The following is a 22,835-nucleotide window of genomic DNA, read 5'->3' as shown; positions in this document are numbered from 1 at the left end:
GCACGACGCCCTCGATATTGCTGGTGGAAGACGATCCCGTCAGTGCGCTGTTCCTGTCGACCGCCCTGGAGACGCTGCCCGCGCGCGTGGAGATCGCGGAAGACTGTGCGCAAGCGCTGGCCGCGAAGGGCCCCTTCCACGCCTGGCTGATCGACGCCAACCTGCCCGACGGCCCGGTACGGTCCTGTTGCAGCACCTGCGCATGGCCGATGCCGCCGCGGTTGCCCTGGCGCATACGGCGGATGCGACCGCCGCGATGCGCGAACGCCTGCTGCAGGCGGGGTTCTCCGATGTGCTGGTGAAGCCGCTGTCGGCACGGGCGCTGCAGGACGCGATGTACGCCGCATTGGGAAACACAGGGTGCGATGTTCCCTCGGTGCGCCCCGACTGGGACGAGGCGGCCGCCCTCGCCGCCCTCGCCGGCAACCGCGACCATGTCGCGACGCTGCGGCAGCTGTTCCTGTCGGAACTCCCCGCCACGCGAGCGGCCTGCCTCGACGCCTTCGCTCACGCCGACGATGGAGCGCTGCGCGCGCAGCTCCATCGATTGCAGGCCAGTTGCGGCTTCGCCGGCGCCGCGGCACTGGCGGAGGTCGCCTCGCGCTGGCATGCGGCGCCTGCGGATACCGCGTTGCGCGATGCGTTCGTGGCGACGAGCGGACGCCTGTTGCCCGGCCCGGACTGAGGGCCGTCAGTCGGCCGCGCCGCCGGCGCGCTTCAGCCGCCCGAGTTCGCCGATCATGTCCCACGATTTCAGTCCGCGCGGGCCCAGGTGATGCGCCAGCACGGATCGCATCGGCAATCGCAGGCTCGCCAGATCGTCGGGCGATGGCGGCACGTCCTCGGCCAGGGCAAGCAACGCACGCCCGGTGGCGGCCTGGCTGCGTTCGCCGTGCCCGCGATCGCTGTGCAGGCGCCGCGGCCCGTGTTCCGGATCCAGCCGGTAGCGGGCGGCCGGATCGATGGCCTCGCCATCGCCATCGCAATCGAGCGCGAAGCCGAAACCCAATGCTTCGATCAGGTCGCGCTCGAACCGGCGCAGCGACCACGCCAGTCCTTCACGCTGGCGGAGCTGCTCGCGCGTGCGCGCATACGCGTCGAACAGGTCCGGCAACGGATCGTGGCGCGGCGCCAGCCGCAGCACCAGTTCGTTGAGGTAGAACGCAGCTAGCATCGCGCCGCCGGCCGGTTGCGGCGCGGCGTCGAGCGCTTCCACGCTCACCATGCGCGCCAGTTCGCCCCGCAGGTCTGCGTCCACGCGGATCCGTTGCAGCGGTTGTAGCGCGGCGCGCAGGACATGCTTCTTCGGTCCCTGCACACCGCGCGCGATCAGGCCGAGGCGGCCCTGTTCGCGGCTCAGCACCTCGACCAGCAGGCTGGTTTCGCGCCAGGGACGCGTGTGCAGGACGAAGGCGGTATCGCTCAGGCGCATGGAGCCGGACGTCGCCGGGGCTCACTCGTAGCCGAAGGCCTTCAGCGCGGTTTCGTCGTCGGACCAGCCTTCGCGCACGCGGACCCAGGTTTCCAGGAACACCTTGCGGCCGAACAGGTGCTCCATCTGCTGGCGTGCCTTGCTGCCGATGTCCTTCAGCCGTGCCCCGCCCTTGCCGATCACGATGGCCTTCTGGCTCTCGCGCTCCACCCAGATCACCGCACCGATGCGGGCCAGTTCGCCTTTCGGTGAATCTTCGGTGGTGAAGTTCTCGATCTCGACGGTGGTCGCATAGGGCAGTTCGGCGCCGAGCTGACGCATCAGCTGTTCGCGCACCAGCTCGGCGGCAAGGAAACGCTCGCTGCGGTCGGTGATCTCGTCTTCGCCGAACATCGGCGGTTGCTCCGGCAGCAACGCCAGCACGTCCTTCACCAGCGCGTCCAGGCCATTTCGCTTCAGGGCGGACACCGGATGGACGGCCGCGAACTGGCGGTCCTGACCGACCTCGGCCAGGAACGGCAGCATCGCCGCTTTCTCCTTGATCCGGTCGACCTTGTTGACCACCAGCACCACCGGAATGCCGGCGTCGCGCAACACGTTGTAGGCCAGCGTGTCTTCTTCGTCCCAGCGGCCGGCTTCCACGACCATCAGGGCGGCATCGACCTCCTCCAGCGCGCCGCGGGCGGCACGGTTCATCACCCGGCTCATCGCCGAGGCCGAGAACTTGCCTTGCTGCTTGTGCAGGCCGGGCGTGTCGACCAGCACGATCTGCCCCGCGGGCCTGTCCTTGCCGGCCGCGAAGGTCGCGATGCCGAGCAGGCGGTGCCGCGTGGTCTGCGGGCGGTTGGACGTGATGCTGACCTTGGCGCCGACGAGGGCGTTGGTCAGGGTGGATTTGCCCACATTGGGGCGACCGATGACGGCGACGCTGCCGCTGCGGTGGGAGGGGGTTTTACTCACCGGGAGTACTCACTTCGAAATATCGAGCTTGTCGAGCAGTGCCGCCGCGGCGACCTGCTCGGCGTTGCGGCGCGAGGTGCCCTCGCCGTCCGCCGTCAGCGGCGGATCCAGCGTCGTGCAGCGCGCAAGGAAGAGCTTGGCGTGGTCATCGCCGCTTTCGGAGACCAGTTCGTACACCGGTAGGGGACGCTGGCGGCCCTGCAGCCACTCCTGCAGGCGGGTCTTGGCATCCTTCTCGGGGCGCCCGACCGGCAGCGCGGACAGCGACGCCTCGAACCACGGCAGCACCACGGCGCGACAGGTCTCGAAACTGCTGTCCAGATAGATCGCGGCGACGACGGCTTCCAGCGCATCGGCCAGGATGGAGTCGCGGCGGTGGCCGCCCGACTTCATCTCGCCCGGCCCCATCGTCAGGCGCTCGCCGAGTTGCAGGTGGCGCGCAATGGTCGCCAGCGCGGCTTCACGCACCAGCTCGGCACGGGCGCGCGTCAGCGCACCCTCGTCGGCCTTGGGCCAGCGCTGGAACAGCGTCTCGGCCACGAGAAAATTGACCACGCTGTCGCCCAGGAATTCCAGGCGTTCGTTGTGCGGAGCGCCCGCACTGCGATGCGTCAGGGCCTGTGCGAGCAGGCCCTGGTCGGCGAACGCATGACCGATGCGGTCAACCGCCAAACCCTTAGTCCGCGCCGCGCCGCGTCATCGCCTGTTCGGCGCTGAAGTTGCCGACCACGTCCAGGTTGCCCACCAGCGGGCGACGCACTTCGTAGCTGACGGACATGTTCCAGCCGCCTTCCATGCGCTCGATCTTCACGTCCGCCGGCTTGATGCTGTTCGAGTAGTTCATGTTGAGCCGCCGGAAGAACAGTTCCTTCATGCGGCCCGGATCCATGTCCGCGACGCCCTGCTCGTTGGCCAACCCCTTCATCGAGGACTTGACCGCGTAGTACTCCTGGTACATCGGGAACAGGCGCATGGCGACGTAGGCGGTGAAGCCCACCACGCCCAGCACCACCACAAAGCTCAACAACGTCATGCCACTCTGCTTGCGCTTCATCGTCATTCCCCCATCGTCCCCGTTAGCGTTGGTTGATCACTCGATGCCGTTGCCGATGCGCGAGGCATCGAAGCCATTCTTGCAGACCCAGCCCTCGCAGTTCAGCCAGACCAGGAACGCCTTGCCCCGCAGGTTCTGCTCCGGCAGGAAATGCGTCTGGGTCCAGAACCGGCTGTCCTCGCTATTATCACGATTGTCGCCCATGACGAAATACTGGCCCTGCGGGACCACCCAGTCGCCCTGGCCCTCCGGGCGGCTGCGGTCCAGCCATTCGAGCACGGTGTGCGGACGCCCCGGCAGGTTCTCGCGCAGCAGGGCGGCCCCGGTCTCGCCGGCGCCGCTGCCATGTCCGACGTAGTCGCCCATCTTTTCGTAGGTCAGCGGCTGGCCGTTGATGTACACGGTGTCGCCGTGGAAGCCCACGCGGTCGCCGGGCAGGCCGATCACGCGCTTGATCCAGTTGTTCTCCGGGTCGTGCGGCGGCTTGAACACCACCACGTCGCCGCGCTTGGGCTCGCCGATGGCCAGGAACTTCTGGTTGGTGATCGGCAGGCGCAGGCCGTAGGCGAACTTGTTGACCAGGATGAAGTCGCCGATCAGCAGGTTCGGCATCATCGAGCTGGACGGGATCTTGTATGGCTCGGCGATGAAGCTGCGCAGCACCAGCACCACGGCCAGCACCGGGAAGAAGGCGCGCGAGTAGTCGACCAGCACCGGCTCCTCATCCAGCAGCCCGCCCTTCGCCTGGCGGCGCTTGGCGAGGAACAGCCTGTCGGCCAGCCACACCACGCCGGTCAGCAGCGTGAGCACCACGAGGATTGTTTCAAACCAGACCATACACGCTCCGTTGAATGTCCCCTCTCCCACCGGGAGAGGGGTTGGGGCGAGGGTACGGCAAAGTCCACGCACCGCCGGCTCGATGGACTTCGCCGTACCCTCATCCGGCGCTACGCGCCCCCTTCTCCCACGGGGAGAAGGGACTACCTACTTGCTATCCACCTGCAGTACCGCGAGGAAGGCTTCCTGCGGAATCTCCACGCGGCCCACCTGCTTCATCCGCTTCTTGCCCTCTTTCTGCTTCTCGAGGAGCTTCTTCTTGCGGGTGATGTCGCCACCATAGCACTTGGCCAGCACGTTCTTGCGCATCGCCTTGACCGTGCTGCGCGCGATGATCTGCGAGCCGACCGCGGCCTGGATCGCCACGTCGAACATCTGCCGCGGGATCAGTTCGCGCATCTTCTCGGTGAGCTCGCGACCGCGCCGGTCGGCATGGCTGCGGTGCACGATCAGGCTCAGCGCATCGACCTTGTCGCCGTTGATCAGGGTGTCCAGCCGCACGAACGGGCCCGGCTGGAAGCGCAGGAACGAATAGTCCAGCGAGGCGTAGCCACGGCTGACCGACTTCAGCTTGTCGAAGAAGTCGAGCACCACTTCGGCCATCGGCAGTTCGTAGCTGATCTGCACCTGGCTGGCCAGGTACTGGATGCCGATCTGCACGCCGCGCTTTTCCTCGCACAGCTTGATGATGGAACCGATATAGGCTTCCGGCGTGAGGATGTTGGCCCGGATGATGGGCTCGCGCACCTCTTCGATCAGGTTGGACTGCGGCAGTTTGGCCGGGTTGTCCAGCGAAATGACCGTGCCATCGGTCTTGAGGACTTCATACACGACGGTCGGCGCCGTGGTGATCAGGTCCAGGTCGTATTCGCGCTCCAGGCGCTCCTGCACGATCTCCATGTGCAGCATGCCGAGGAAGCCGCAGCGGAAGCCGAAGCCCATGGCTTCCGAGCTTTCCGGCTCGAAGCGCAACGCGGCGTCGTTCAGGCGCAGCTTCTCCAGCGCCTCGCGCAGGGCCGGGTAGTCCTCGGCGTTGACCGGGAACAGGCCGGCGAACACGCGCGGCTGCATCTCCTGGAAGCCCGGCAGCGGGCCCGGCGCGGGATCGCCGGCCAGCGTCAGGGTGTCGCCGACCGGGGCGCCATGGACATCCTTGATCGACGCAGTGATCCAGCCCACCTCGCCCGCGCCGAGTTTCTTCAGTTCCTTGCGCTTGGGGGTGAACACACCGACCTTGTCCACTTCGTGGGTGCGGCCGGTCGACATGACCAGGATCTTGCTCTTCGGGCCGATCTCGCCCTGCATCACGCGCACCAGCGAGACCACGCCCAGGTAGTTGTCGAACCACGAGTCGATGATCAGCGCCTGCAGCTTGTCGGTGTCGCGCGGCTGCGGCGGCGGGATGCGCTGGACGATCGCCTCCAGCACCAGGTCGACATTGAGTCCGGTCTTGGCGCTGACCGCGACGGCGTCGTCGGCATCGATGCCGATGACGGCCTCGATCTCGGCCTTCGCGCGCTCGATGTCGGCGGTCGGCAGGTCGATCTTGTTCAGCACCGGCACCACTTCCAGGCCCTGCTCCACCGCCGTGTAGCAGTTGGCGACGGACTGGGCTTCCACGCCCTGGGCGGCGTCGACCACCAGCAGCGCGCCTTCGCAGGCGGCCAGCGAACGGCTGACTTCATAGGAGAAGTCGACATGGCCGGGGGTGTCGATGAAGTTGAGCTGGTAGACCTGCCCGTCCTTGGCCTTGTACGGCAGGGACACGGACTGGGCCTTGATGGTGATGCCGCGCTCGCGCTCGATGGGATTGGAGTCGAGCACCTGCGCTTCCATCTCGCGGGCCTCGAGGCCGCCGCAGAGCTGGATGATGCGGTCGGCCAACGTCGATTTGCCGTGGTCGACGTGCGCGATGATGGAGAAATTGCGGATATTCCGCATGGAATCGGAGGACATGGGGAGGGGCGGCGGCCTGTGCCGTCGTCAGGAATAACGGGCGATTATCGCACGGACGGCGGTACGGCTTGCCGATCCGGGTCCAGGCCGACACGAAGCGAGGACGCCCCGCCATGCGGCGGGGCGGGGTGCAATGCGCAGGAACTCAGCGCTTGTCGAGCGTGATGGCCAGGAAGCGCGTCCCGTAGCTGGGGTGCTGGACCAGCAACATGACGGTATCGCCCGCCTTTGCCCGGGCGAGTTCACGGTCCAGCGCGGCGGGCGTTTCCACCTTCGTGCGGCCCACCTGCAGGATCGCCATGCCGGGCGACAGGCCCGCCTCGCGCGCGGCGGCGCCATCGACCCGGCTGACCATGACGCCTCCCTGCCCCTCCAGCCCCATGCGCTTGCGGGTCGCCGCGTCCAGGGGCTGGGTCTGGATACCCAGGGCATTGCTGCCCGACGGCGCCACCGGCTGGTCCGGAGCGGTCCGCGGCGCTCCCGCCGTTTCCGTCGATTCCTGCAGTGCACTGAGAACCACATCGATGTCCCGCGACTTCCCATCCCGGAACACGGTGACGACCGCCTTGCTGCCCGCGCCGAGCGGACCCACCAGCGGCGGGAGCTCCTCGCGCGTGCCGATCTTGCGCCCGTTGAACGCGGTGATCACGTCACCGGGCACGATGCCCGCCTTCGCGGCGCCGCTCGTCGGCTCCACGGTGACCACGAGCGCGCCGTTGGCATCGGGCAGGCCGAACGCCTTCACCTCGTCGGCACCGATGTTCTGCATGCTGACGCCCAGCATCGCGCGGCTGACCTTGCCCGTGGACTTGAGCTGCTCCACCGCGCTCATCGCCAGGTCGATCGGGATGGCGAAGCTGATGCCCATGTAGCCACCGGACACCGAGAAGATCTGCGAATTGATGCCGACCACTTCGCCACGCGTATTGAGCAGCGGACCGCCGGAATTGCCCTGGTTGATCGCCACGTCGGTCTGGATGAACGGCACGTAGCGCTGCTCGGCCGACGCACTGCGGCCGACCGCGCTGACGATACCGGCGGTGACCGAATGGTCCAGCCCCAGCGGCGAGCCGATCGCCACCACCCACTGGCCCGGCTTCAGCGCGGCCGAGTTGCCGATGCGCACGGTCGGCAGGCCCTTGGCCTCGACCTTCAGCAGCGCCACGTCGTATTGCTGGTCGCTGCCGACCACCTTGGCCGTCAGCTCGCGGCGGTCAGGCAGGGTCACCTTGACCTCGTCGGCACCGTCCACGACGTGATGGTTGGTCAGCACGTAACCATCGGCCGAAATGATGAAGCCCGACCCCATCGAGGTACCGCGACGCTGCGGCCCCTGCTGCCCGGGACCGGGCATCTGGAAGCCCGGCGGCAACATCCGACGGAAGATCTCGGGGATGTCCGCTTCCTCGCTTGCCTGCGCGCTGCGGCGCGAGCCGACGGTGGCCTCGACGTTCACCACGCCCGGCCCCGCCTGCTCGACCAGCTGGGTGAAGTCCGGCAGTCCGGTGACCAGTTGGGGTGCGGCCGACTGCGCAACGGCAGGCGCCGCTGCCGCAACGGGAGCGGCCGGCGCATCGGCCTGTTGCGCACAGGCCGCCAGCGGAGCGGTGAGCATCAGCAGGGCCAGCAGGTTATGACGGGCGTGTGGGGTCATCGAATGCATGCCTCGATAAGGAAAGTGAAGCGGGATGTCGCGTACGTCCGGCGTCGGGCCGGATGCGCGGAATGTCAGTCGCGGGGCACGTCGACGGGAGCCGCCATCGGCGCGCTGGACGGCAGACGGGGCTCGAACGGGTAGAACGTCCGGGTCGCCGAATCCGAGCTGTAGCCCGTGGTGAGGCTACCGCTGGCGGACGGATAAGCCGACAGTGCGGAGCGTGGCCACGGGCGGGATACCGCGGGCTCCTGCGCACCGTGCGAGAACGGGTTGGACGCATGCGTGGGCGCTGACGCCGGGAGGCTGGCGACCGCCTCCAGCGGCGCGCCCTGCATCGCACCGCTCGCACGGACGGGAGCCTCCGCCCTCGCCACGCGTTGCGCGCTGCGGGCGGCCTGCTGGCTGCGCGTCGCACTGCGGCGCGCGCTGTCCTGCCGCCGCGGTACGCTCGCCGCCACGGCGACGGCCGCTGCTGCGTACGCTTCGGCATCCGGCGCCGGTGCCGACGGGGATTCCGGGACCACGGCAGGCGACGTCGCCTGGGCCGACGCCACGCGTGTGCCCTCGCTCACCGGCACGTCCTGCGGCGATTGCTGGCGCGCCATGAACAACGCCACCAGCGCCACGGAGGCCGCCAGCGCGCCACCACCCCAACGCGCGAGCAGATTGCGCGGACGCGCCTGCGTCGTCGCCTGGGCAGCGGCAGGGGATGCGGATTCGGTTGCGATCGCCTGCGCCACGCGTTCGGCGAAACCCGCGGGGGCCGGTGCGCGACCCTGGCCGCGCAGCACGTCGCCGCACAGCTGCCAGCGTTCCCAGCGACCGGCCAGCTCGTGATCGTGCTGCAGGCGGCGCAGCAGGAAACGGGCCTCGTCGGCCGGCAGGTCGCCGTCCATCAGGGCGGAGAGCTGCTGGCGATGGTGGATGTCGAGCTTGTCGATGATCGGTGTCTCGTTGCGGGGGGTCATGAGCGGGCACGCTCCCGGGTTGTGCTGTCCACGTCCAGCAGGGGACGCAGTTGTTCGTCGATCGCCTCGCGCGCCCGGAAGATGCGGGAACGCACGGTGCCGATCGGGCAGTCCATCTTCTGCGCGATCTCCTCGTAGCTGAGACCTTCGACCTCGCGCAGGGTGATCGCGGTCCGCAGTTCCTCCGGCAGACCGTCCACCGCCTTCATCACCGTCGCCTCCATCTCCTGACGCATCAATTCGCGCTCAGGGGTGTCGGTGTCGCGCAACCGCGCGCCGATGTCGTACTGCTCGGCGTCGGCGGCATCGACGTCCGCGGTAGGCGGACGCCGGTTGTGCGCGACCAGGTGGTTCTTGGCGGTATTCACGGCGATGCGGTGCAGCCATGTATAGAACTGGGAATCGCCCCGGAAATTCCCCAGCGCGCGATACGCACGCAGGAAGGTCTCCTGGGCCACGTCCTGGCACTCGCTCCAGTCATGGATGTAACGCCCGATCAGCGCCACCACGCGATGCTGGTACTTGCGCACCAGCAGGTCGAAGGCCGCGCTGTCGCCGCGTTGCACGCGCCTGACCAGCTCGAGGTCCAGCTCCTGGGTTGGATCAACTTCGGCCATGCCGGGCCGCACTCCTGTCGGCTCGGCGGTGGCCGGGCCCTGTGACCGCGCTAGCGGGGGAAAGTTCAACGCCTTGTCCAAACCGTTGCCCTATCAAGAATTTAACCTGCGCAACGGGATCCTCTCCCTTGCTGCGGCCACGCCCGTGACGGCGTTCCCTTTCCATATGTGGATTTGACGGGGACGAAACAACCTCGGGATGATAGCGGCCTTATCCATACGTGAACGGATGGTCCCCTGCATGGCCACGAACTTCGATGGGCTGCGATTCAGTCATTGGCAGACCGAACTGCGCGACGACGGCATCGTCGTGCTCGCCTTCGACCGTCAGGGCGCCAGCGTCAACGCGTTCTCGCAGGATGTGCTGATCGAACTGGCCGACATCATCGAACGCCTGGCCATCGATCCGCCGAAGGGCGTGGTGCTGCGCTCGGCGAAGGCATCGGGCTTCATCGCCGGAGCGGACCTGAAGGAATTCCAGGCGTTCGACCGCAAGGGCACCGTCAACGATGCGATCCGCCGCGGCCAGGCCGTCTTTCAGAAGCTGGCCGAACTGCCCTGCCCGACCGTCGCCGCGATCCATGGGTTCTGCATGGGGGGCGGCACCGAGATCTCGCTGGCCTGCGACTACCGCGTGGCCAGCAGCGATCCGTCCACCCGCATCGGCCTGCCCGAAGTGAAGCTGGGCATCTTCCCCGGCTGGGGCGGCAGCGCGCGCCTGCCGCGCCTGGTCGGGTCGCCGAAGGCGATGGACATGATGCTGACCGGCCGTACGCTGTCGGCCAGTTCGGCGAAGGCGATGGGCCTGGTGGACAAGATCGCCGAGCCCGCCGTGCTGGTCGACGCTGCGGTGGCGCTGATCGCCTCGCGCCCGAAACGTGCGTTCAAGCAGCGCTTCACCGGCTGGATCAGCAACAGCTGGCTGGCACGGCAGCTTCTCGCGCCGCAGATGACCAAGCAGGTCGCGCGCAAGGCGCCAAAGGCGCATTACCCCGCGCCGTACGCACTGATCAACGTGTGGAAGACCGCCGGCGGCAAGGGCATCCAGGGGCGCCTGGACGCCGAGCGCAAGGCGGTGGTGAAGCTGGCCGGCACGCCGACGGCGCGCAACCTGATCCGCATCTTCTTCCTGACAGAGCGCCTGAAGGGCCTGGGCGGCAAGGATCATGGCATCGCGAACGTGCACGTCGTCGGCGCGGGCGTGATGGGTGGCGACATCGCGGCATGGTCCGCCTACAAGGGCTTCAACGTCACCCTGCAGGACCGCGAGCAGCGCTTCATCGACGGTGCGCTGTCGCGTGCCCAGGATTTGTTCGCCAAGCGAGTGAAGGACGAGAGCAAGCGTCCTGCGGTGGCCGCACGCCTGAAGGGCGACCTGACCGGTGAAGGTGTGCCGCAGGCCGACCTGGTGATCGAAGCGATCATCGAAAACCCGGAAGCCAAGCGCGAGCTCTACCAGACCGTCGAGCCGCGCCTGAAGCCCGACGCGCTGCTGACCACCAACACGTCGTCGATTCCGCTGACCGAACTGCGCGAGCATATCCAGCGTCCGGCGCAATTCGCCGGCCTGCACTACTTCAATCCGGTCGCGCTGATGCCGTTGGTGGAAATCGTGCAGCACGACGCGCTGGACGAAGCCAACGTCAAGCGCCTGGCCGCGTTCTGCAAGGCGCTGGACAAGTTCCCGGTGCCGGTCGCCGGCACGCCCGGCTTCCTGGTCAACCGCGTGCTGTTTCCGTACATGCTGGAAGCCGCTACCGCTTACGCCGAAGGTATCCCCGGTGCGGTCATCGACAAGGCCGCGGTGAAGTTCGGCATGCCGATGGGACCGATCGAACTGATCGACACAGTCGGCCTGGACGTCGCGCAGGGCGTCGGCGCCGAACTCTCGCCGTTCCTCGGCCTGACCCTGCCCGCGGCACTGGCGACGGTGGAGCCCGGCAAGCGCGGCAAGAAGGACGGCCAGGGCCTGTACAAGTGGGAACAAACCGACAAAGGCAGCAAGCCGGTGAAACCGCAGGTGCCATCCGACTACAAGGCGCCGGACGATCTGGAGGACCGCCTGATCCTGCCGTTGCTCAACGAAGCCGTCGCCTGCCTGCACGATGGCGTGGTCGCCGACAGCGACCTGCTCGATGCCGGCGTGATCTTCGGCACCGGCTTCGCGCCGTTCCGCGGCGGCCCGATCGAACACGTCAAGGCCGTCGGCCCCGACGCGTTGCTGGAAAAGCTCAAGGCCCTGCAGGCGCGCCACGGCGACCGCTTCGCCCCGCGTCCGGGCTGGGACAACCCAGTGTTGCGCCAGCCCACGGCGTAAGCATCGCGGACACGAAAAAGCCGTTCATTCGAACGGCTTTTTCTTTGCGCGCAGATCGAGGCGTCAGTCGACGGGCAGGTTCTGCGTCATCACCCAGTCTTCCTTGGGATCGTCGCCCACCTGGAAGATGGAACGCCCGACGATCTGGAAGCCATGCTTGCGGTAGAAGCGGATCGCCTGCTCCGATTCCTGCCAGACGTTGAGCCACACCGATCGCGAATGGCGCAACCGCGCCGCCGCCAGCAGGTGCGTCACCAGCAGCGCCGCGATGCCCTTGCCGTGGAACGCGGCGTCCAGGTAGATGCGGCCCAGTTCCACCGCCGGCCGCAGCGTCACTTCGGGCGGCGGCACCGTACCCCAGCGCAGCTGCGCGAAGCCGGCCCAGGCGCCGTCCTGCTCGACGATCAGCGTCAGCGTGTCGGGATCGCGGATCTCCCGCGCCTGCCGCTCCGGCGTGTAGGCCTGGGCGAGGAAGGCGCCCACGTTCTCCGGCGTGCTGCAGTGGCCGTTGGCTGCCACGAAGGTGCGACGCATCAGGTCGGACAGGGCGGGCGCCTCGGACAGGCGGGCGGGACGGATCGTGGTGCCGGAGCTCATGCGGTGACGGGATGTTCTGTGTTCCTGATCGACACAACGCAGCCCGCACCGGGCGCAGGTCATGTCGGGCATCAATGTGAGACGAAGGAGACGTCTCCTCAGCGGCGCGCGTAGACATCCGGCGGCGCGCACACCGGGCTTCGCTCAGACGCCATGTCGCCCATGACACCCAGTTGCACCGAGAAATCGGTCAATCTGGCCCAGACATAAGGCTGCAGGTCGTCAGGCGCGGGATCGTAGACGTGCCGCCACAACGTATCCATGAACACACGCGGGTCCTCGCGCAGCGCACCGAGTTCGATGCGCTGCTCCGCGGCGGCCAGGACGGCCCGGATGTCGGCCAAGGAGTCCATGCCTCAAGACTAAGCGGCCTGCACGCCGCGCGTGTGACATCGCGTGCCGATTTCCGACAACCGGTCGCGATCTGTGAACCCCGTTACGGATCGCCTCGCACCTACACGCGTGAATGTCGCGCTGCGCCAGTGCCTGCGCCTGTTCATCCGCGTCAGCGCGGTGGCGAGGTCGTCCGTTCGCGGAAGAGCCACCCCATCGCCCGTCGATAGCTTTCGCCGATCGTCGCCGCGTGGGTGCCGTCCTGCAGCGTCAGCAGCGTGACCTGCCACGGTGCCCGCGACGAAGGCGCGCCCCAGTGCGTCGTCCATGCCCGCGCGATGCGCCGGCGCTCCACCGTGTCGCGCGTGCCACTGGCGACCACCACGCGCAGGTCCGTGCGCGCGTGCGGCCGCGGTTCGACGAACAGTTGCTCGCGCGCCGGGCCCGGCGAGGGATTGCTCGCGATGCGCCCCCAGAATAGGTCCGGATCCTGCAGTGCCGACCACAGCACGAAGTAACCCGCCCGCGACTGCCCCAGCAGCACGCGCCGCGTCGGATCGGCCGCATAGCGGCGCTCGACCTCCGGCATCAGTCGTCCGCGCAGGAAGGCGAGGAAGCCCGGCGCCCCGCCCTGCTCCGCCGTGGTGTCGCCGCCCGGCGCCGTGAAATCGACGTGCCGCTTGTTGATGGCCGGATCGAAACTGCCATAGGCGATGCCGACAACGATCGCCTCCGGCAGCTGCTCGTCGTAATGCAGGAACAGGTGCGTCGGCGCGAGCAGCGGAAACAGGCTGTCGCCATCCAGCACGTACACCACCGGATAGCGCGTGGCCGCTGCGGGATCGTATCCCTCGGGATAACGCACGTGGATGTGGTGCACGCGACCGGAGCCCGGATCGGTCAGCGGAAAGTAGTCGCCCGCCAGCGCCGGCAGATACGCCGGCGGCGGCATGCGTGCTTCCACGCCGTCCGCTGCGGCGGCCGGCGACAGCCACTGCGCCGCCAGCCCCATCAGAACCGCCATTCCGTACCGGACCATGCGCAAGCGCTAGTTCCTCGAAGACTTGAACGTCAGCGCATGTTGCCAGAGTGCGTCGAACACCTGCACGTAGACCTTGCTGTCGCGATCGTCCACCGACGTGTTGACGAACAGGACCACGGCGACATCGCCGGCGGGATTGGCCAGCATCGCGGTGTGCACGCCCGGGTCGGAACCGCCATGGCCGACGTAGGCGGTATCGAACTTGGTGGCCCAGAACAGGCCCGAGTTCTTCTCCGCAGGCACCACGTTGTCCGGCGTGTGGCCGGGCGTGTACTGGAAGCGCCGCAGTTCGGCGACCGATGCCGGCGACAGGATGCGCGCGCCATCGTGGCTGCCGTCGCCGAGGACCGCGATGAAGAACCGCGACAGGTCCGCCACCGAACTGCGCAGTCCTCCGTCCGGATACGTCGCCAGGCCGTATTCCGGCATCGGAATGCCGAACCCGCCCTGCGAGACGTACAGCGTGGACCGCTCGGTCGCCGGCCGCTGCGACAGGAACCAGTGGCTGCGCGTCATCTTCAGCGGCGCCAGGATCGTACGTTGCGTGTAGGCATCGAAGGGTTCGCCCATCACCCGCTCGACGATGTAGCCCACCAGCCCTGCGCCGATATTGGAATAGGCGCGATGCGTGCCCGGCCGGTGCGGCACGAAGTTGTCCGCCGCGTAGTCCTTGCCGCCGGCGACCAGGTATCCGCGCAGGAAATCGCCCAGCGCTTCCGGCGAGTCTCCTCCCCAGTGATACAGGCGCTGGTACACCGCCCAGCGATCGTCGATGCCCGACGTATGCGTGGCGAGCTGGCGCAGCGTAATGCGCGCCTCGGGGAACTGCGGGTGCACCACCTTGAACGGCAGATAGGTATTGATGTCCTCGTCCAGCGACAGCTTTCCCGCCTGCACCGCCTGCATCATCGCCACGCCGGTCACCGTCTTGGTGATCGAGGCGATGTTCATCGACGTGTCGGGCGTGAACGGCACACCACGCTGGCGATCGGCGAACCCGTAGCCTTTCGACCACACCACACGGCGATCGACGATCACCGCGGCGCCCACGCCGACCAGTCCCGCCTCGGCCATCGACCTCTCGATCCGCGCATCAATGCCCTCGCCCGCCACCGGCGCTTCCACCGCGCCGGCGTGACCGGACACCAACATCCCCGCCAGTACGATCCGCCGCCACACGCTTCCTGTCCGCATCCTGCCTCCCCGGCCATCCGGCCCGATAGGGGGGCGCCCGCCTGGCGCCCCTCCCACTGCGGAGCATGGACGCACGCCGGATGGGCCGCCACCGTGCGGCGACGAAGCGCGTCCTGCGCCGACGGAACCCTGCCCACCGGCGATCAGCCACCCAGCGCGAAGCCGCTCGTGAAGCATCGTCCTTCGCCACTGAGCGGATCACTGAACGCAAGCCGCTTCGCCAGCAACTGCAGGGGCGCCGCATAGTCGCCGGCAACACGGTGGCGGACCACGGGATACAGCGGATCGCCCGTGATCGGTGCGCCCAGCGCCGCCATGTGCACGCGCAGCTGGTGCTTGCGGCCGGTGACCGGCACCAGCGCGTAGCGCCAGCGGGCATCGCCGCGTGCGATGACGTCGATCCGGGTCGCGCTGTTCGGCGCGCCCTCGATTTCCTGCATGCGGAAGAACGGGTCACCGGCGACGATCCGGCTGGAATGCGTGTGGGGAAACATCACGGTGGGCAGCGCCGGCGCGATCGCCTCGTAGCCCTTCTCGATCCGCCGCTCGCGGAACAGCGCCTGGTAGCGCGCGCGACTGCCGGGATTCGTGGAGAACAGCACCAGTCCGGCGGTCTCGCGATCGATCCGGTGCAGCGGCGCCAGCCCGGTGTTGCCGGTACGGCGGATAAGGCGCCCCAGCAGCGTTTCGTGCACGTGCACTCCCGCCGGTGCGACCGGGAGGAACGGCGGCTTGTCGGCGACCAGCACGTCCGCGTCCTCGTGCAGGATGACCTCGCCGAAGGGGATCGCAGGCTCATCCTCCACTTCGCGGTAGTAGTGGATGTCGAGCCCGACGCGATGCGGTGTCTCCGCCGTGACCACGCGCCCCGTGCCGTCCACGATGCGCCCGCGCACCATCCGCAGGAGCCATTGTGCCCGCGGGACAGAAGGAAACCGTTCGCACAGACAATCGAGCACTGTCGCCCATGGGCCGGGCGGCAACTGCAGCGTGCTGGCCGCCAATCCGTCGATAGCCGGCGGACGCATGGCCTTCGCCTACTTCTGCAGCCCCGCGACCACCTCGCGCACGCTCAGCCCCAGTTCGAGCTGGAGACGCACGTACTCACGCTCCTTGCGCGACAGCGCACGCCCCAGCTCGATCCGTACGTCCTCGGCTTCCAGGATGCGCAGGATCCTCGGCATGGCCGAGCCGATGGCGTCCTGTCCGTAACCGGCCTCCCGCAACGCGGCCGTCAGCAGGTTCTCGATGTCCATGGTGCATCCCGATCTGTTCGATGCGCGGCATTGTGCACCAGCGACAGACGATGCCCGCAGAACTTCGTCCGCCCTGGCACCGGCGCAGCGCCGTCCTCTGCGTCCGCCGTCGGGAAATCGCGGCCCGCGACGTGTCATGCCAGGCATGCTGCCGCCGCAGCGCCTGCAGTGCTATCTCGCCGTCTACCGGGCAGACACGGCAGGTCGCATGTTTTCGGGACCCGCACCCCGCTGACGCGTGCCTGGGGTCCGCATCCCGCCGGAAGCAGACCTTGCGCTACCGCGCCTGCGCCATGCCCATGGCCCGACAGGCCGCAAGAAGATCGCCGTCTATCCGGCCTGCGTCTGGACCTCGCCCGCATCGCCTGGAGATGCCAGCGCGACCACCGAACCACCCTGCACCTTCCAGCCATCGGCATGCCTTACCCAGAAGCGGCAGTACCTGAAGCGACCTCGGAACGCGGCTCCGTCGAATGATCCCGCCAGGTCTGCGGTAACCAGCGCGACCGCCGCCTGTCCCTGCATGACGATCTCCACGGATCGCCACTCGGCCATGTTCAACGTCTGCCGGCCGGACCGGTGCAGTGCCAGGTCGTCCTGCTTGCGGAACACATCGCCGGAAGGGCCCACGAAGATCAGGTCGTCCGCGATCAAGACGTCCAGGGCGGCCACGTCGCTGGTGAGCATCGCGATGCGCAGCGCTTCTTCCTGTTGCCGGATCTCTGTTTCCATGTCGCCTCCTTGCCGGATGGTCGCGTCGCCGAGAGAACCATGGGACGTGGACGCCATCATGGACCGGCACTGGAACGTTGAAAACCTTCGCCAGGATCCCGCTGCCGCGCGGCCGGACATCCTTCGCCGCGCATACGCTCGGGCAAAGGATGCACGGTGTTCCCGATCCGGATCTGACGCATCGGTCACCGACACCTGCCGTGGAGATGACGCCAGACGATGCATGGACGCGCACGCCACGCGCCCGTTGCTGAATGTCGTATCGCGCTTGCCTGCCGGCTTCACAAGGGCGTGACTCGCGCAGACCTAACGTCCGGCCAACAAGAAGCGCGCGCGGCGCGGAGGAAGGGCATGACGACGATCAGACTGCGGGCGACCGGCCCGGCCACCGGCTTCGATGCCCTGATGGCGGCGCTGGAGGGTGTCGAGGGCGTGGAACGGCTGGAGGAACTGGCGGACCTGATGCCGCACATGGACGACGACGATTCCAGTTCCGCCGGGTTGCCCGACGATATCGGCGCCAGCGATGTGCATGCGGTGGAGGTGGAAGTCGCGTCGCCCTACGCCGATACCGTGCGCGCCACCGCCGAACAGATCGGCGAGCGTTACGGGCTGGTACTCGAGTACGTCGACGAGTTCTGAGGCGCCTTGGCCGGCCTGCATTACACCACCGATGCGATGCCGGGCCTGCGCCGCCGGCGGCAGGGACGCGGCTTCACCTATGTGGACGCACGCGGACGCGCCGTGCGCGATGCGGCGACCCTGGCGCGCATCCGCCAACTGGCCATCCCGCCGGCCTACACGGACGTGTGGATCTGCGCCGATGCGCGCGGGCACCTGCAGGCGACGGGCCGTGATGCCCGCGGCCGCAAGCAGTACCGCTACCACACCGCCTGGCAGGCCGAACGCGGCGCGCGCAAGTACGACCGCCTGATCGCCTTCGCGGAAGCGCTGCCGCGGCTGCGTCGCCAGGTGCGCGCCGACCTCGCCCTGCCGGGCTTCCCGCGCGACAAGGTCGTCGCGCTGGTCGTCGCCCTGCTCGGACACACCCTGCTGCGCGTCGGCAACGAGAGCTACCAGAAGGAAAACGGCTCGTACGGACTCACCACCCTGCGCAACGTGCATGCGCGTTTCATCGCCGGCAGCCAGGTGCACTTCGTTTTCCGCGGCAAGGGCGGCAAGCCGCTCGCATCCAGCGTGTCCGATGCCCGGCTGGTGAAGCTGGTGCGCCAGTGCCGGCAGCTTCCGGGACAGGCGCTGTTCCAGTACCGCGAGGACGGGCGCGTACAGCGCATCACTTCCGGCGACGTCAACGCGTACCTGCAGGCCCAGTTGCAGGGTCCGTATACGGCCAAGGACTTCCGCACGCTGGGCGCCACGCTGCTCGCCTTCCGCACGCTGGCGGGCGTGGCGTCTCCCGACGCGGGCGACGACGCGCAGCGCGCGCGCATCCGGCAGGCGGTACTGCGGGGCACCGCCGACCTGCTGGGCAACACGCCGCGCATCTGCGAAAAGAACTACGTGGATCCGCGCGTCTTCCGCGGCTGGGAGGCCGGCGAACTGCAGCGCGCGGCGCGCGGCGCCAGCGGGCCGCGCCAGTGGGAGAACGCCGCGATCCGTTTCCTGCGGCGTGCGAAGCGGCCTGCCTGAGCCACGCGGCCCGTGGACACCCGTCCCGCGCCGTCCGACGCGATGCTCAGAACCTCAGGATGGCCGCGACCTGGGGCCCGCGATTCTTGAGGTTCAGTCCACCGGTGAAGCGGCGGCGATCGAAATCCAGGTCGATGTCGTTGTAGTTGTAGCGAAGGCCGAATCCCACGTGTTGCCAGGGGAAATACTCGAGATGGACATTCGCGTCCATCGCGTGGCCCGAGGTATCGCCGCCCGGCTTCCTGACATAGGAAACCTGTCCGCCCATCCGCCATCGCTCCCCCAGCGAGCGATGGTATTCAACGCGCAGCATGGGTGCCCATGCGCGCTCGTCGAAGCGCTCTTCTGCGGTGACCAGTCCTTCGCCGGTCGCCAGCGCAGCGGCCAGGTCGGCGCTGACGTCGTAGCGGACGGCACCGATGCCGACACCGGCCGCACTCCGATCGTTTCGATGGAACAGCCACGTATAGGCCGCGCCCGCGATGCTCACGTCCATGTCGCCCGAGAAGGCCGCATCCACAGGGAATCGCGAATCGTCGATCATGAGGTCCCGGTCGAGCACACGCTGACCGCCACTGTCGTAGCCGTATCCGAACGCGGACAGCTTGTGGCGTCCGCCGACCACGCCGTCGACCGACCAGAAGAGATCGGACCGGGAATCATCGAAGCCCAGATCGCGATGGAAGTTGACGTTGCTGCCCGTTCCGGCATCGGGCGAGTCCCAGCGCAGATCCACATCGTGGTCGATCACGTAGGAACCGGCAGAAATCTTGATGCGATCCACGGGCTCGACGGCCAGCGCGACGTCCGGCATGCCCCAGGCCACGCCCGCGGCGGCCAGAACGAGTATCGGAGATTTCATGGCGCGTCCTCTATGCGATTGGCTTACCCAACGAGGTGACCGTCAGCGCGCCGTGCTCAGCGGCTGAGCGACAGACGCTGCCCGGATGCCGTCGACTGGCCGACCCACAGATCCCGTGCGCGCGGCCAGAAGGATGCATAGACATCGCCCGACGAATTCGTCAGCACGATGGAAGGACCCTGGAAATCCCACCGCGAGACCTTCCACAGGTCCGGACATCCCGTCGACGTCACCGCCCAGTATCCATCGAAGAACGGACTGGCCTTCAGAGTGACGTTGCAGAGAAACTGCCCCGTGCTGGCGGTGACCTTGTAGGTCCCTTCGATCTGCTCGGGCGAGGGACGGGACGGTCGATGCTTGGACCACGCAGGCCGGTCGTCTTCATGCTCATCGTTGTCGCGCCCGAAACCGATACCGAACCCGCTGGTGCTGCTGGACGACGTGCTGCTCTCGTTGCTCTTCTCCCAGGCCCTCATTTCCGCTGAGCCCGCATTGTCGAACGGATCGTTCGATGTCGAATCCGAGCCCGCGGTCGTGGTAGTCGTGGTGGAACTGGACGATGCGCTCTGCGTCTGCTGGTCTATCGCGCCGGTATTGTCCTGCGCGTGCGCTGTCGCGCCGAGCATCATGGCGGCCGCAAAGAGGAATGTTCTCTGCATGTCGGCGGCTCCGGGTCAGTCGTTGGTGTCGGAGGGAGGATCGACATCGCACCCCACGCCATGGCATCCGATCCAGTTGCCCTGCGTGTCGAAGTTCGGGTTGCCCTGCTTGTCGAACGAGGGCCGGGTATCGATGGCGTCGGCACCGCTGCCGTCCTTCGGTGGATCGACCATGCAGCCGATGCCGTGGCAGCCGTCGTAGCCGCCGTGCGCGTAGGAATGCGTGTCCGACCGGTAGTTCGAGTAGTGTTCGTGGCGGTCGGAAGACGACAGCGCGGCGCCCGCGAGCGTCCCGAGCACGAGCAGGCCCACGTCGCGACCGCGGTCGTCATAGCGTCGGCTTCCCGGATCGAATGTCCCGCTGCTGCCGTGGTGGTAACCGCCCACGTCGGCGAACACACCCGAACACCCCTGATCGACCCAGAGACGCTGGCTGCGACGGTCGAATCCCCACGTGCGATTCAGGATGCAGGCACTGCCCGAAATCTGGTGGATCAGCTGCGGCGCACGCAAGGGAGCGCGACACTCGCTGTACTGGTAACTGACCGAATGGCACTCGACGGTGACCGTGCCGCTTTGCGCCAGCGCGGCCGTTGAAGGAAAGTAGATCAGCGCCAGACAGGCCGCCCCCAAGACACTACGCCCAAGACCTGTCATCCCAATCACTCCTTGTTGGTTAACGCGAAGACAATTCGGCTGGTGCGGGTATTTCCTGTCACATTTCCCAGTGCATCCTGCCTCCACCTTCAGTCCCCGTGCAATGCCTCGCAAGGCATAAAACACGCCTTCGCCAAGTCAGGTTCGTGATTACCGTTTAACGTATTCCCGCACCGATGCCTGGGCACGTCGATTCCGCTCCGTCGCGATCCCTGCCTCACTTGGCGTCCGGGACAAAGACGCGCGCATGCGGAACACGTGCGCGCGTAGAGGCGGTTCTACCCGCGAGGGCTCGCGCCCGATGTCCGTACTTAGGGCGCACCACTCCTCGCATAGCGACGGGGCGGCTCGCCGACACAGCGGCTGAAGGCCACGCTGAAGGTACTGGTCGAGCCATAGCCCACGCGCTCGGCGACTTCGGCCACCGTCAGACCCCCTCCCTTCAGCAGGCTCTTGGCGATCTCCATGCGCCAGGCAATCAGGTACTCCATCGGCGCCACGCCGACGGCGCGGGTGAAGCGCTCGAAAAAGGTGGAACGCGACAGCGCGGCGGCCTTCGCCAGTTCCGTCACCGTCCAGGGATGCGCGACATCGGCGTGTATCCGTGCCAGCGCTTTCGCCAATCGTTCGTCTCCCAGGCCACGCAGCAGGCCGGGAGGCGCATCGACGGCCGTGGTCCAGCGCATCGCCTCGACCAGCAGCATCTCGACCAGGCGCGACAGCAGGTAGTCGCTGCCCGGCTTCTGCTCCTCGTATTCCTCGCCCACCATCTGCACGAGCTGCATCAGCCGCTGCGATCCCCGCACATGGACGATCGTCGGCAGCAGCGAGGCCAGCAGTCCCGCCTGCCGGGTGTCGAACAGGAACGCACCGCCGAGCGAGCGCATGTCCGGCGGCCCCTCCTGCTCTCCATGGCGCCGCTCGCCCCGCTCACGCGGTTCGACGCGCGGATCGATGAAGACCGGGGGTGCCGGCGCGAAGCTGGAGAGCGTGAACGGAGGCGTGGTGGGCAACAGCACGAAATCGCCCGCGCGGAGGGTGATGGCCGCGTGCCCGTCCACCGCCAGCGATGCGCTGCCCTCCAGCACGATGCAGAAGCCCGGCAGCCCGTAGTCGGCGTAGCGCACCGCCCATTGGCCCTTGCCGCTGATGACATTGGCGAAGACCGATCGCGGGTGCAGCAGCTGGACGACGTCGGAAAGCGGATCCGCCATTTCGGACTCTGGCTAAAAAGATACGGATGATCTGTTATCGATCATCCGGAAAGGCTGGCCTATCGTGCCTCCCTCGTCAACCCACGGAGAACGACATGAAGACCATCCTGATCACCGGCTGCTCCTCCGGCTACGGCCTGGAAACCGCCCGCCACTTCCTCGCCCAGGGCTGGAACGTCATCGCCACGCAGCGCCAGCCTCGCGAAGACCTGCTCCCCGCCTCACCGCGACTACGCCTCCTGGCCCTCGACGTCACCCGGCCCGACAGCATCGCCGCCGCCATCGATGAGGCCGGTCCGATCGATGCGCTGGTCAACAACGCGGGGATCGGCCTGTTCGGTGCGTTCGAGGCCACGCCGATGTCCACCGTGCGGGAGGTATTCGAGACCAACACCTTCGGCACGATGGCGATGTGCCAGGCGGTGATTCCGCAGTTCCGCGAGCGTCGCGCCGGGGTTATCGTCAACGTCACTTCCAGCGCCACGTTGGCGCCCTTCCCGCTGGTCGCCGCCTACACCGCGAGCAAGACGGCGGTGGAAGGCTTCACGGCGTCGCTCCGCCATGAACTCGAAGCCTTCGATGTGCGCGTGGCGCTGGTGGAGCCCGGTTATGGACCTTCCACCCGGTTCACCGCCAACGGACAGCAGCGCATGCAGGGCCTGATTCCCGAGGCGTACCAGCCGTTCGCGCACAGCGTGTTCGCCGGACTCGGCCGCAGTACCGCCGTGACGATGGAACGCGATGTGGCCGAGGGCGTCTGGCGCGCGGTCCACGATGCGCACGGCCAACTGCATTTTCCCGCCGGCGCGGACGCGGTCGCGCTGGCGGCGAAACGCTGAGC

At 67.6% G+C, this 22,835-nt stretch carries 25 protein-coding genes; 5 read left to right on the top strand and 20 right to left on the bottom strand.

Annotation, left to right across the window (positions count from 1 at the left end):
- The first annotated feature begins 202 nt into the window (after window positions 1-202).
- A complete protein-coding gene (locus tag AC1Q5B_RS10530) occupies window positions 203-685 on the top strand; it encodes an Hpt domain-containing protein (RefSeq protein WP_492631613.1) in 483 nt (160 codons plus the stop codon).
- A gap of 6 nt (window positions 686-691) precedes the next feature.
- Here AC1Q5B_RS10530 and recO read toward each other — a convergent pair whose 3' ends face one another.
- The 9 genes from recO to rpoE all read right to left on the bottom strand — a co-directional run bounded on the left by recO (window position 692) and on the right by rpoE (window position 9,481).
- Entirely contained in the window at window positions 692-1,432 is a 741-nt protein-coding gene (gene recO / locus AC1Q5B_RS10525; protein ID WP_492631612.1) for a DNA repair protein RecO, read from the bottom strand.
- Between the two features lie 21 nt (window positions 1,433-1,453).
- A complete protein-coding gene (gene era / locus AC1Q5B_RS10520) occupies window positions 1,454-2,392 on the bottom strand; it encodes a GTPase Era (RefSeq protein WP_492631611.1) in 939 nt (312 codons plus the stop codon).
- Between the two features lie 9 nt (window positions 2,393-2,401).
- Window positions 2,402-3,064 carry a ribonuclease III gene (gene rnc / locus AC1Q5B_RS10515; RefSeq protein ID WP_492631610.1) on the bottom strand — a complete coding sequence of 221 codons (663 nt, stop codon included), beginning with the start codon at window positions 3,062-3,064 and terminating at the stop codon, window positions 2,402-2,404.
- 4 nt (window positions 3,065-3,068) lie between these two features.
- On the bottom strand, window positions 3,069-3,446 hold the full coding sequence (locus tag AC1Q5B_RS10510) for a DUF4845 domain-containing protein (RefSeq protein ID WP_492632085.1): 378 nt from the start codon (window positions 3,444-3,446) through the stop codon (window positions 3,069-3,071).
- 36 nt (window positions 3,447-3,482) lie between these two features.
- Window positions 3,483-4,283: a signal peptidase I gene (lepB, locus tag AC1Q5B_RS10505; protein ID WP_492631609.1), complete on the bottom strand. Its 801-nt coding sequence runs from the start codon at window positions 4,281-4,283 to the stop codon at window positions 3,483-3,485.
- A gap of 147 nt (window positions 4,284-4,430) precedes the next feature.
- Window positions 4,431-6,224: a translation elongation factor 4 gene (gene lepA / locus AC1Q5B_RS10500; protein ID WP_492631608.1), complete on the bottom strand. Its 1,794-nt coding sequence runs from the start codon at window positions 6,222-6,224 to the stop codon at window positions 4,431-4,433.
- 160 nt (window positions 6,225-6,384) lie between these two features.
- A complete protein-coding gene (locus AC1Q5B_RS10495; protein WP_492631607.1) occupies window positions 6,385-7,893 on the bottom strand; it encodes a DegQ family serine endoprotease in 1,509 nt (502 codons plus the stop codon).
- A gap of 74 nt (window positions 7,894-7,967) precedes the next feature.
- On the bottom strand, window positions 7,968-8,864 hold the full coding sequence (locus AC1Q5B_RS10490) for a sigma-E factor negative regulatory protein (protein ID WP_492631606.1): 897 nt from the start codon (window positions 8,862-8,864) through the stop codon (window positions 7,968-7,970).
- Window positions 8,861-9,481: an RNA polymerase sigma factor RpoE gene (gene rpoE / locus AC1Q5B_RS10485; protein ID WP_492631605.1), complete on the bottom strand. Its 621-nt coding sequence runs from the start codon at window positions 9,479-9,481 to the stop codon at window positions 8,861-8,863. Before rpoE ends, AC1Q5B_RS10490 begins: the two co-directional genes overlap by 4 nt.
- Window positions 9,482-9,722: 241 nt before the next feature.
- Between rpoE and AC1Q5B_RS10480 the strand changes: the two genes are divergently transcribed.
- A complete protein-coding gene (locus AC1Q5B_RS10480) occupies window positions 9,723-11,798 on the top strand; it encodes a 3-hydroxyacyl-CoA dehydrogenase NAD-binding domain-containing protein (RefSeq protein ID WP_492631604.1) in 2,076 nt (691 codons plus the stop codon).
- Window positions 11,799-11,861: 63 nt separating this feature from the next.
- Here the strand turns inward: AC1Q5B_RS10480 and AC1Q5B_RS10475 are convergent, their stop codons facing one another.
- The 7 genes from AC1Q5B_RS10475 to AC1Q5B_RS10445 form a co-directional block, all read right to left on the bottom strand.
- Window positions 11,862-12,395: a GNAT family N-acetyltransferase gene (locus AC1Q5B_RS10475; RefSeq protein ID WP_492631603.1), complete on the bottom strand. Its 534-nt coding sequence runs from the start codon at window positions 12,393-12,395 to the stop codon at window positions 11,862-11,864.
- A gap of 98 nt (window positions 12,396-12,493) precedes the next feature.
- Window positions 12,494-12,739, bottom strand: a complete 246-nt coding sequence (locus AC1Q5B_RS10470; protein WP_492631602.1) for a hypothetical protein — start codon at window positions 12,737-12,739, stop codon at window positions 12,494-12,496.
- Window positions 12,740-12,900: 161 nt separating this feature from the next.
- Window positions 12,901-13,752: an alpha/beta hydrolase gene (locus AC1Q5B_RS10465; protein ID WP_492631601.1), complete on the bottom strand. Its 852-nt coding sequence runs from the start codon at window positions 13,750-13,752 to the stop codon at window positions 12,901-12,903.
- A 24-nt stretch (window positions 13,753-13,776) separates the two neighbouring features.
- The gene (locus AC1Q5B_RS10460; RefSeq protein ID WP_492632084.1) at window positions 13,777-14,922 is read right to left on the bottom strand and encodes a serine hydrolase domain-containing protein; all 1,146 of its coding nucleotides are present in this window, start codon (window positions 14,920-14,922) and stop codon (window positions 13,777-13,779) included.
- Between the two features lie 185 nt (window positions 14,923-15,107).
- Window positions 15,108-15,992: a pseudouridine synthase gene (locus AC1Q5B_RS10455; protein WP_492631600.1), complete on the bottom strand. Its 885-nt coding sequence runs from the start codon at window positions 15,990-15,992 to the stop codon at window positions 15,108-15,110.
- A 9-nt stretch (window positions 15,993-16,001) separates the two neighbouring features.
- Window positions 16,002-16,220, bottom strand: a complete 219-nt coding sequence (locus AC1Q5B_RS10450) for a polyprenyl synthetase (protein WP_492631599.1) — start codon at window positions 16,218-16,220, stop codon at window positions 16,002-16,004.
- Between the two features lie 330 nt (window positions 16,221-16,550).
- Window positions 16,551-16,952, bottom strand: coding sequence for a nuclear transport factor 2 family protein (locus tag AC1Q5B_RS10445; RefSeq protein ID WP_492631598.1), 402 nt, complete (start codon window positions 16,950-16,952; stop codon window positions 16,551-16,553).
- Window positions 16,953-17,303: 351 nt separating this feature from the next.
- Between AC1Q5B_RS10445 and AC1Q5B_RS10440 the strand changes: the two genes are divergently transcribed.
- Both AC1Q5B_RS10440 and AC1Q5B_RS10435 read left to right on the top strand, forming a co-directional pair.
- Complete coding sequence (locus AC1Q5B_RS10440; RefSeq protein ID WP_492631597.1) at window positions 17,304-17,594, top strand: hypothetical protein; 291 nt, start codon at window positions 17,304-17,306, stop codon at window positions 17,592-17,594.
- A 6-nt stretch (window positions 17,595-17,600) separates the two neighbouring features.
- On the top strand, window positions 17,601-18,602 hold the full coding sequence (locus tag AC1Q5B_RS10435; protein WP_492631596.1) for a DNA topoisomerase IB: 1,002 nt from the start codon (window positions 17,601-17,603) through the stop codon (window positions 18,600-18,602).
- A 46-nt stretch (window positions 18,603-18,648) separates the two neighbouring features.
- On the opposite strand, the gene AC1Q5B_RS10430 is transcribed toward AC1Q5B_RS10435, so the two are convergent.
- The 4 genes from AC1Q5B_RS10430 to AC1Q5B_RS10415 form a co-directional block, all read right to left on the bottom strand.
- Window positions 18,649-19,416, bottom strand: coding sequence for a PorV/PorQ family protein (locus AC1Q5B_RS10430; protein WP_492631595.1), 768 nt, complete (start codon window positions 19,414-19,416; stop codon window positions 18,649-18,651).
- Window positions 19,417-19,520: 104 nt separating this feature from the next.
- On the bottom strand, window positions 19,521-20,123 hold the full coding sequence (locus AC1Q5B_RS10425; protein WP_492631594.1) for an AprI/Inh family metalloprotease inhibitor: 603 nt from the start codon (window positions 20,121-20,123) through the stop codon (window positions 19,521-19,523).
- 15 nt (window positions 20,124-20,138) lie between these two features.
- Window positions 20,139-20,780, bottom strand: a complete 642-nt coding sequence (locus AC1Q5B_RS10420; protein WP_492631593.1) for a DUF3011 domain-containing protein — start codon at window positions 20,778-20,780, stop codon at window positions 20,139-20,141.
- Between the two features lie 311 nt (window positions 20,781-21,091).
- The gene (locus AC1Q5B_RS10415) at window positions 21,092-21,994 is read right to left on the bottom strand and encodes an AraC family transcriptional regulator (protein ID WP_492631592.1); all 903 of its coding nucleotides are present in this window, start codon (window positions 21,992-21,994) and stop codon (window positions 21,092-21,094) included.
- 95 nt (window positions 21,995-22,089) lie between these two features.
- Here AC1Q5B_RS10415 and AC1Q5B_RS10410 point away from each other — a divergent pair, with 95 nt between their 5' ends.
- On the top strand, window positions 22,090-22,833 hold the full coding sequence (locus tag AC1Q5B_RS10410) for an SDR family oxidoreductase (RefSeq protein ID WP_492631591.1): 744 nt from the start codon (window positions 22,090-22,092) through the stop codon (window positions 22,831-22,833).
- The last annotated feature ends 2 nt before the right edge of the window (window positions 22,834-22,835 follow it).

The sequence above is a fragment of the Pseudoxanthomonas sp. GW835-FHT14C01 genome, from assembly GCF_058793715.1.
Note: the sequence above shows the minus strand (reverse complement) of the source record. Positions and strands in the feature narration are given on the sequence as shown.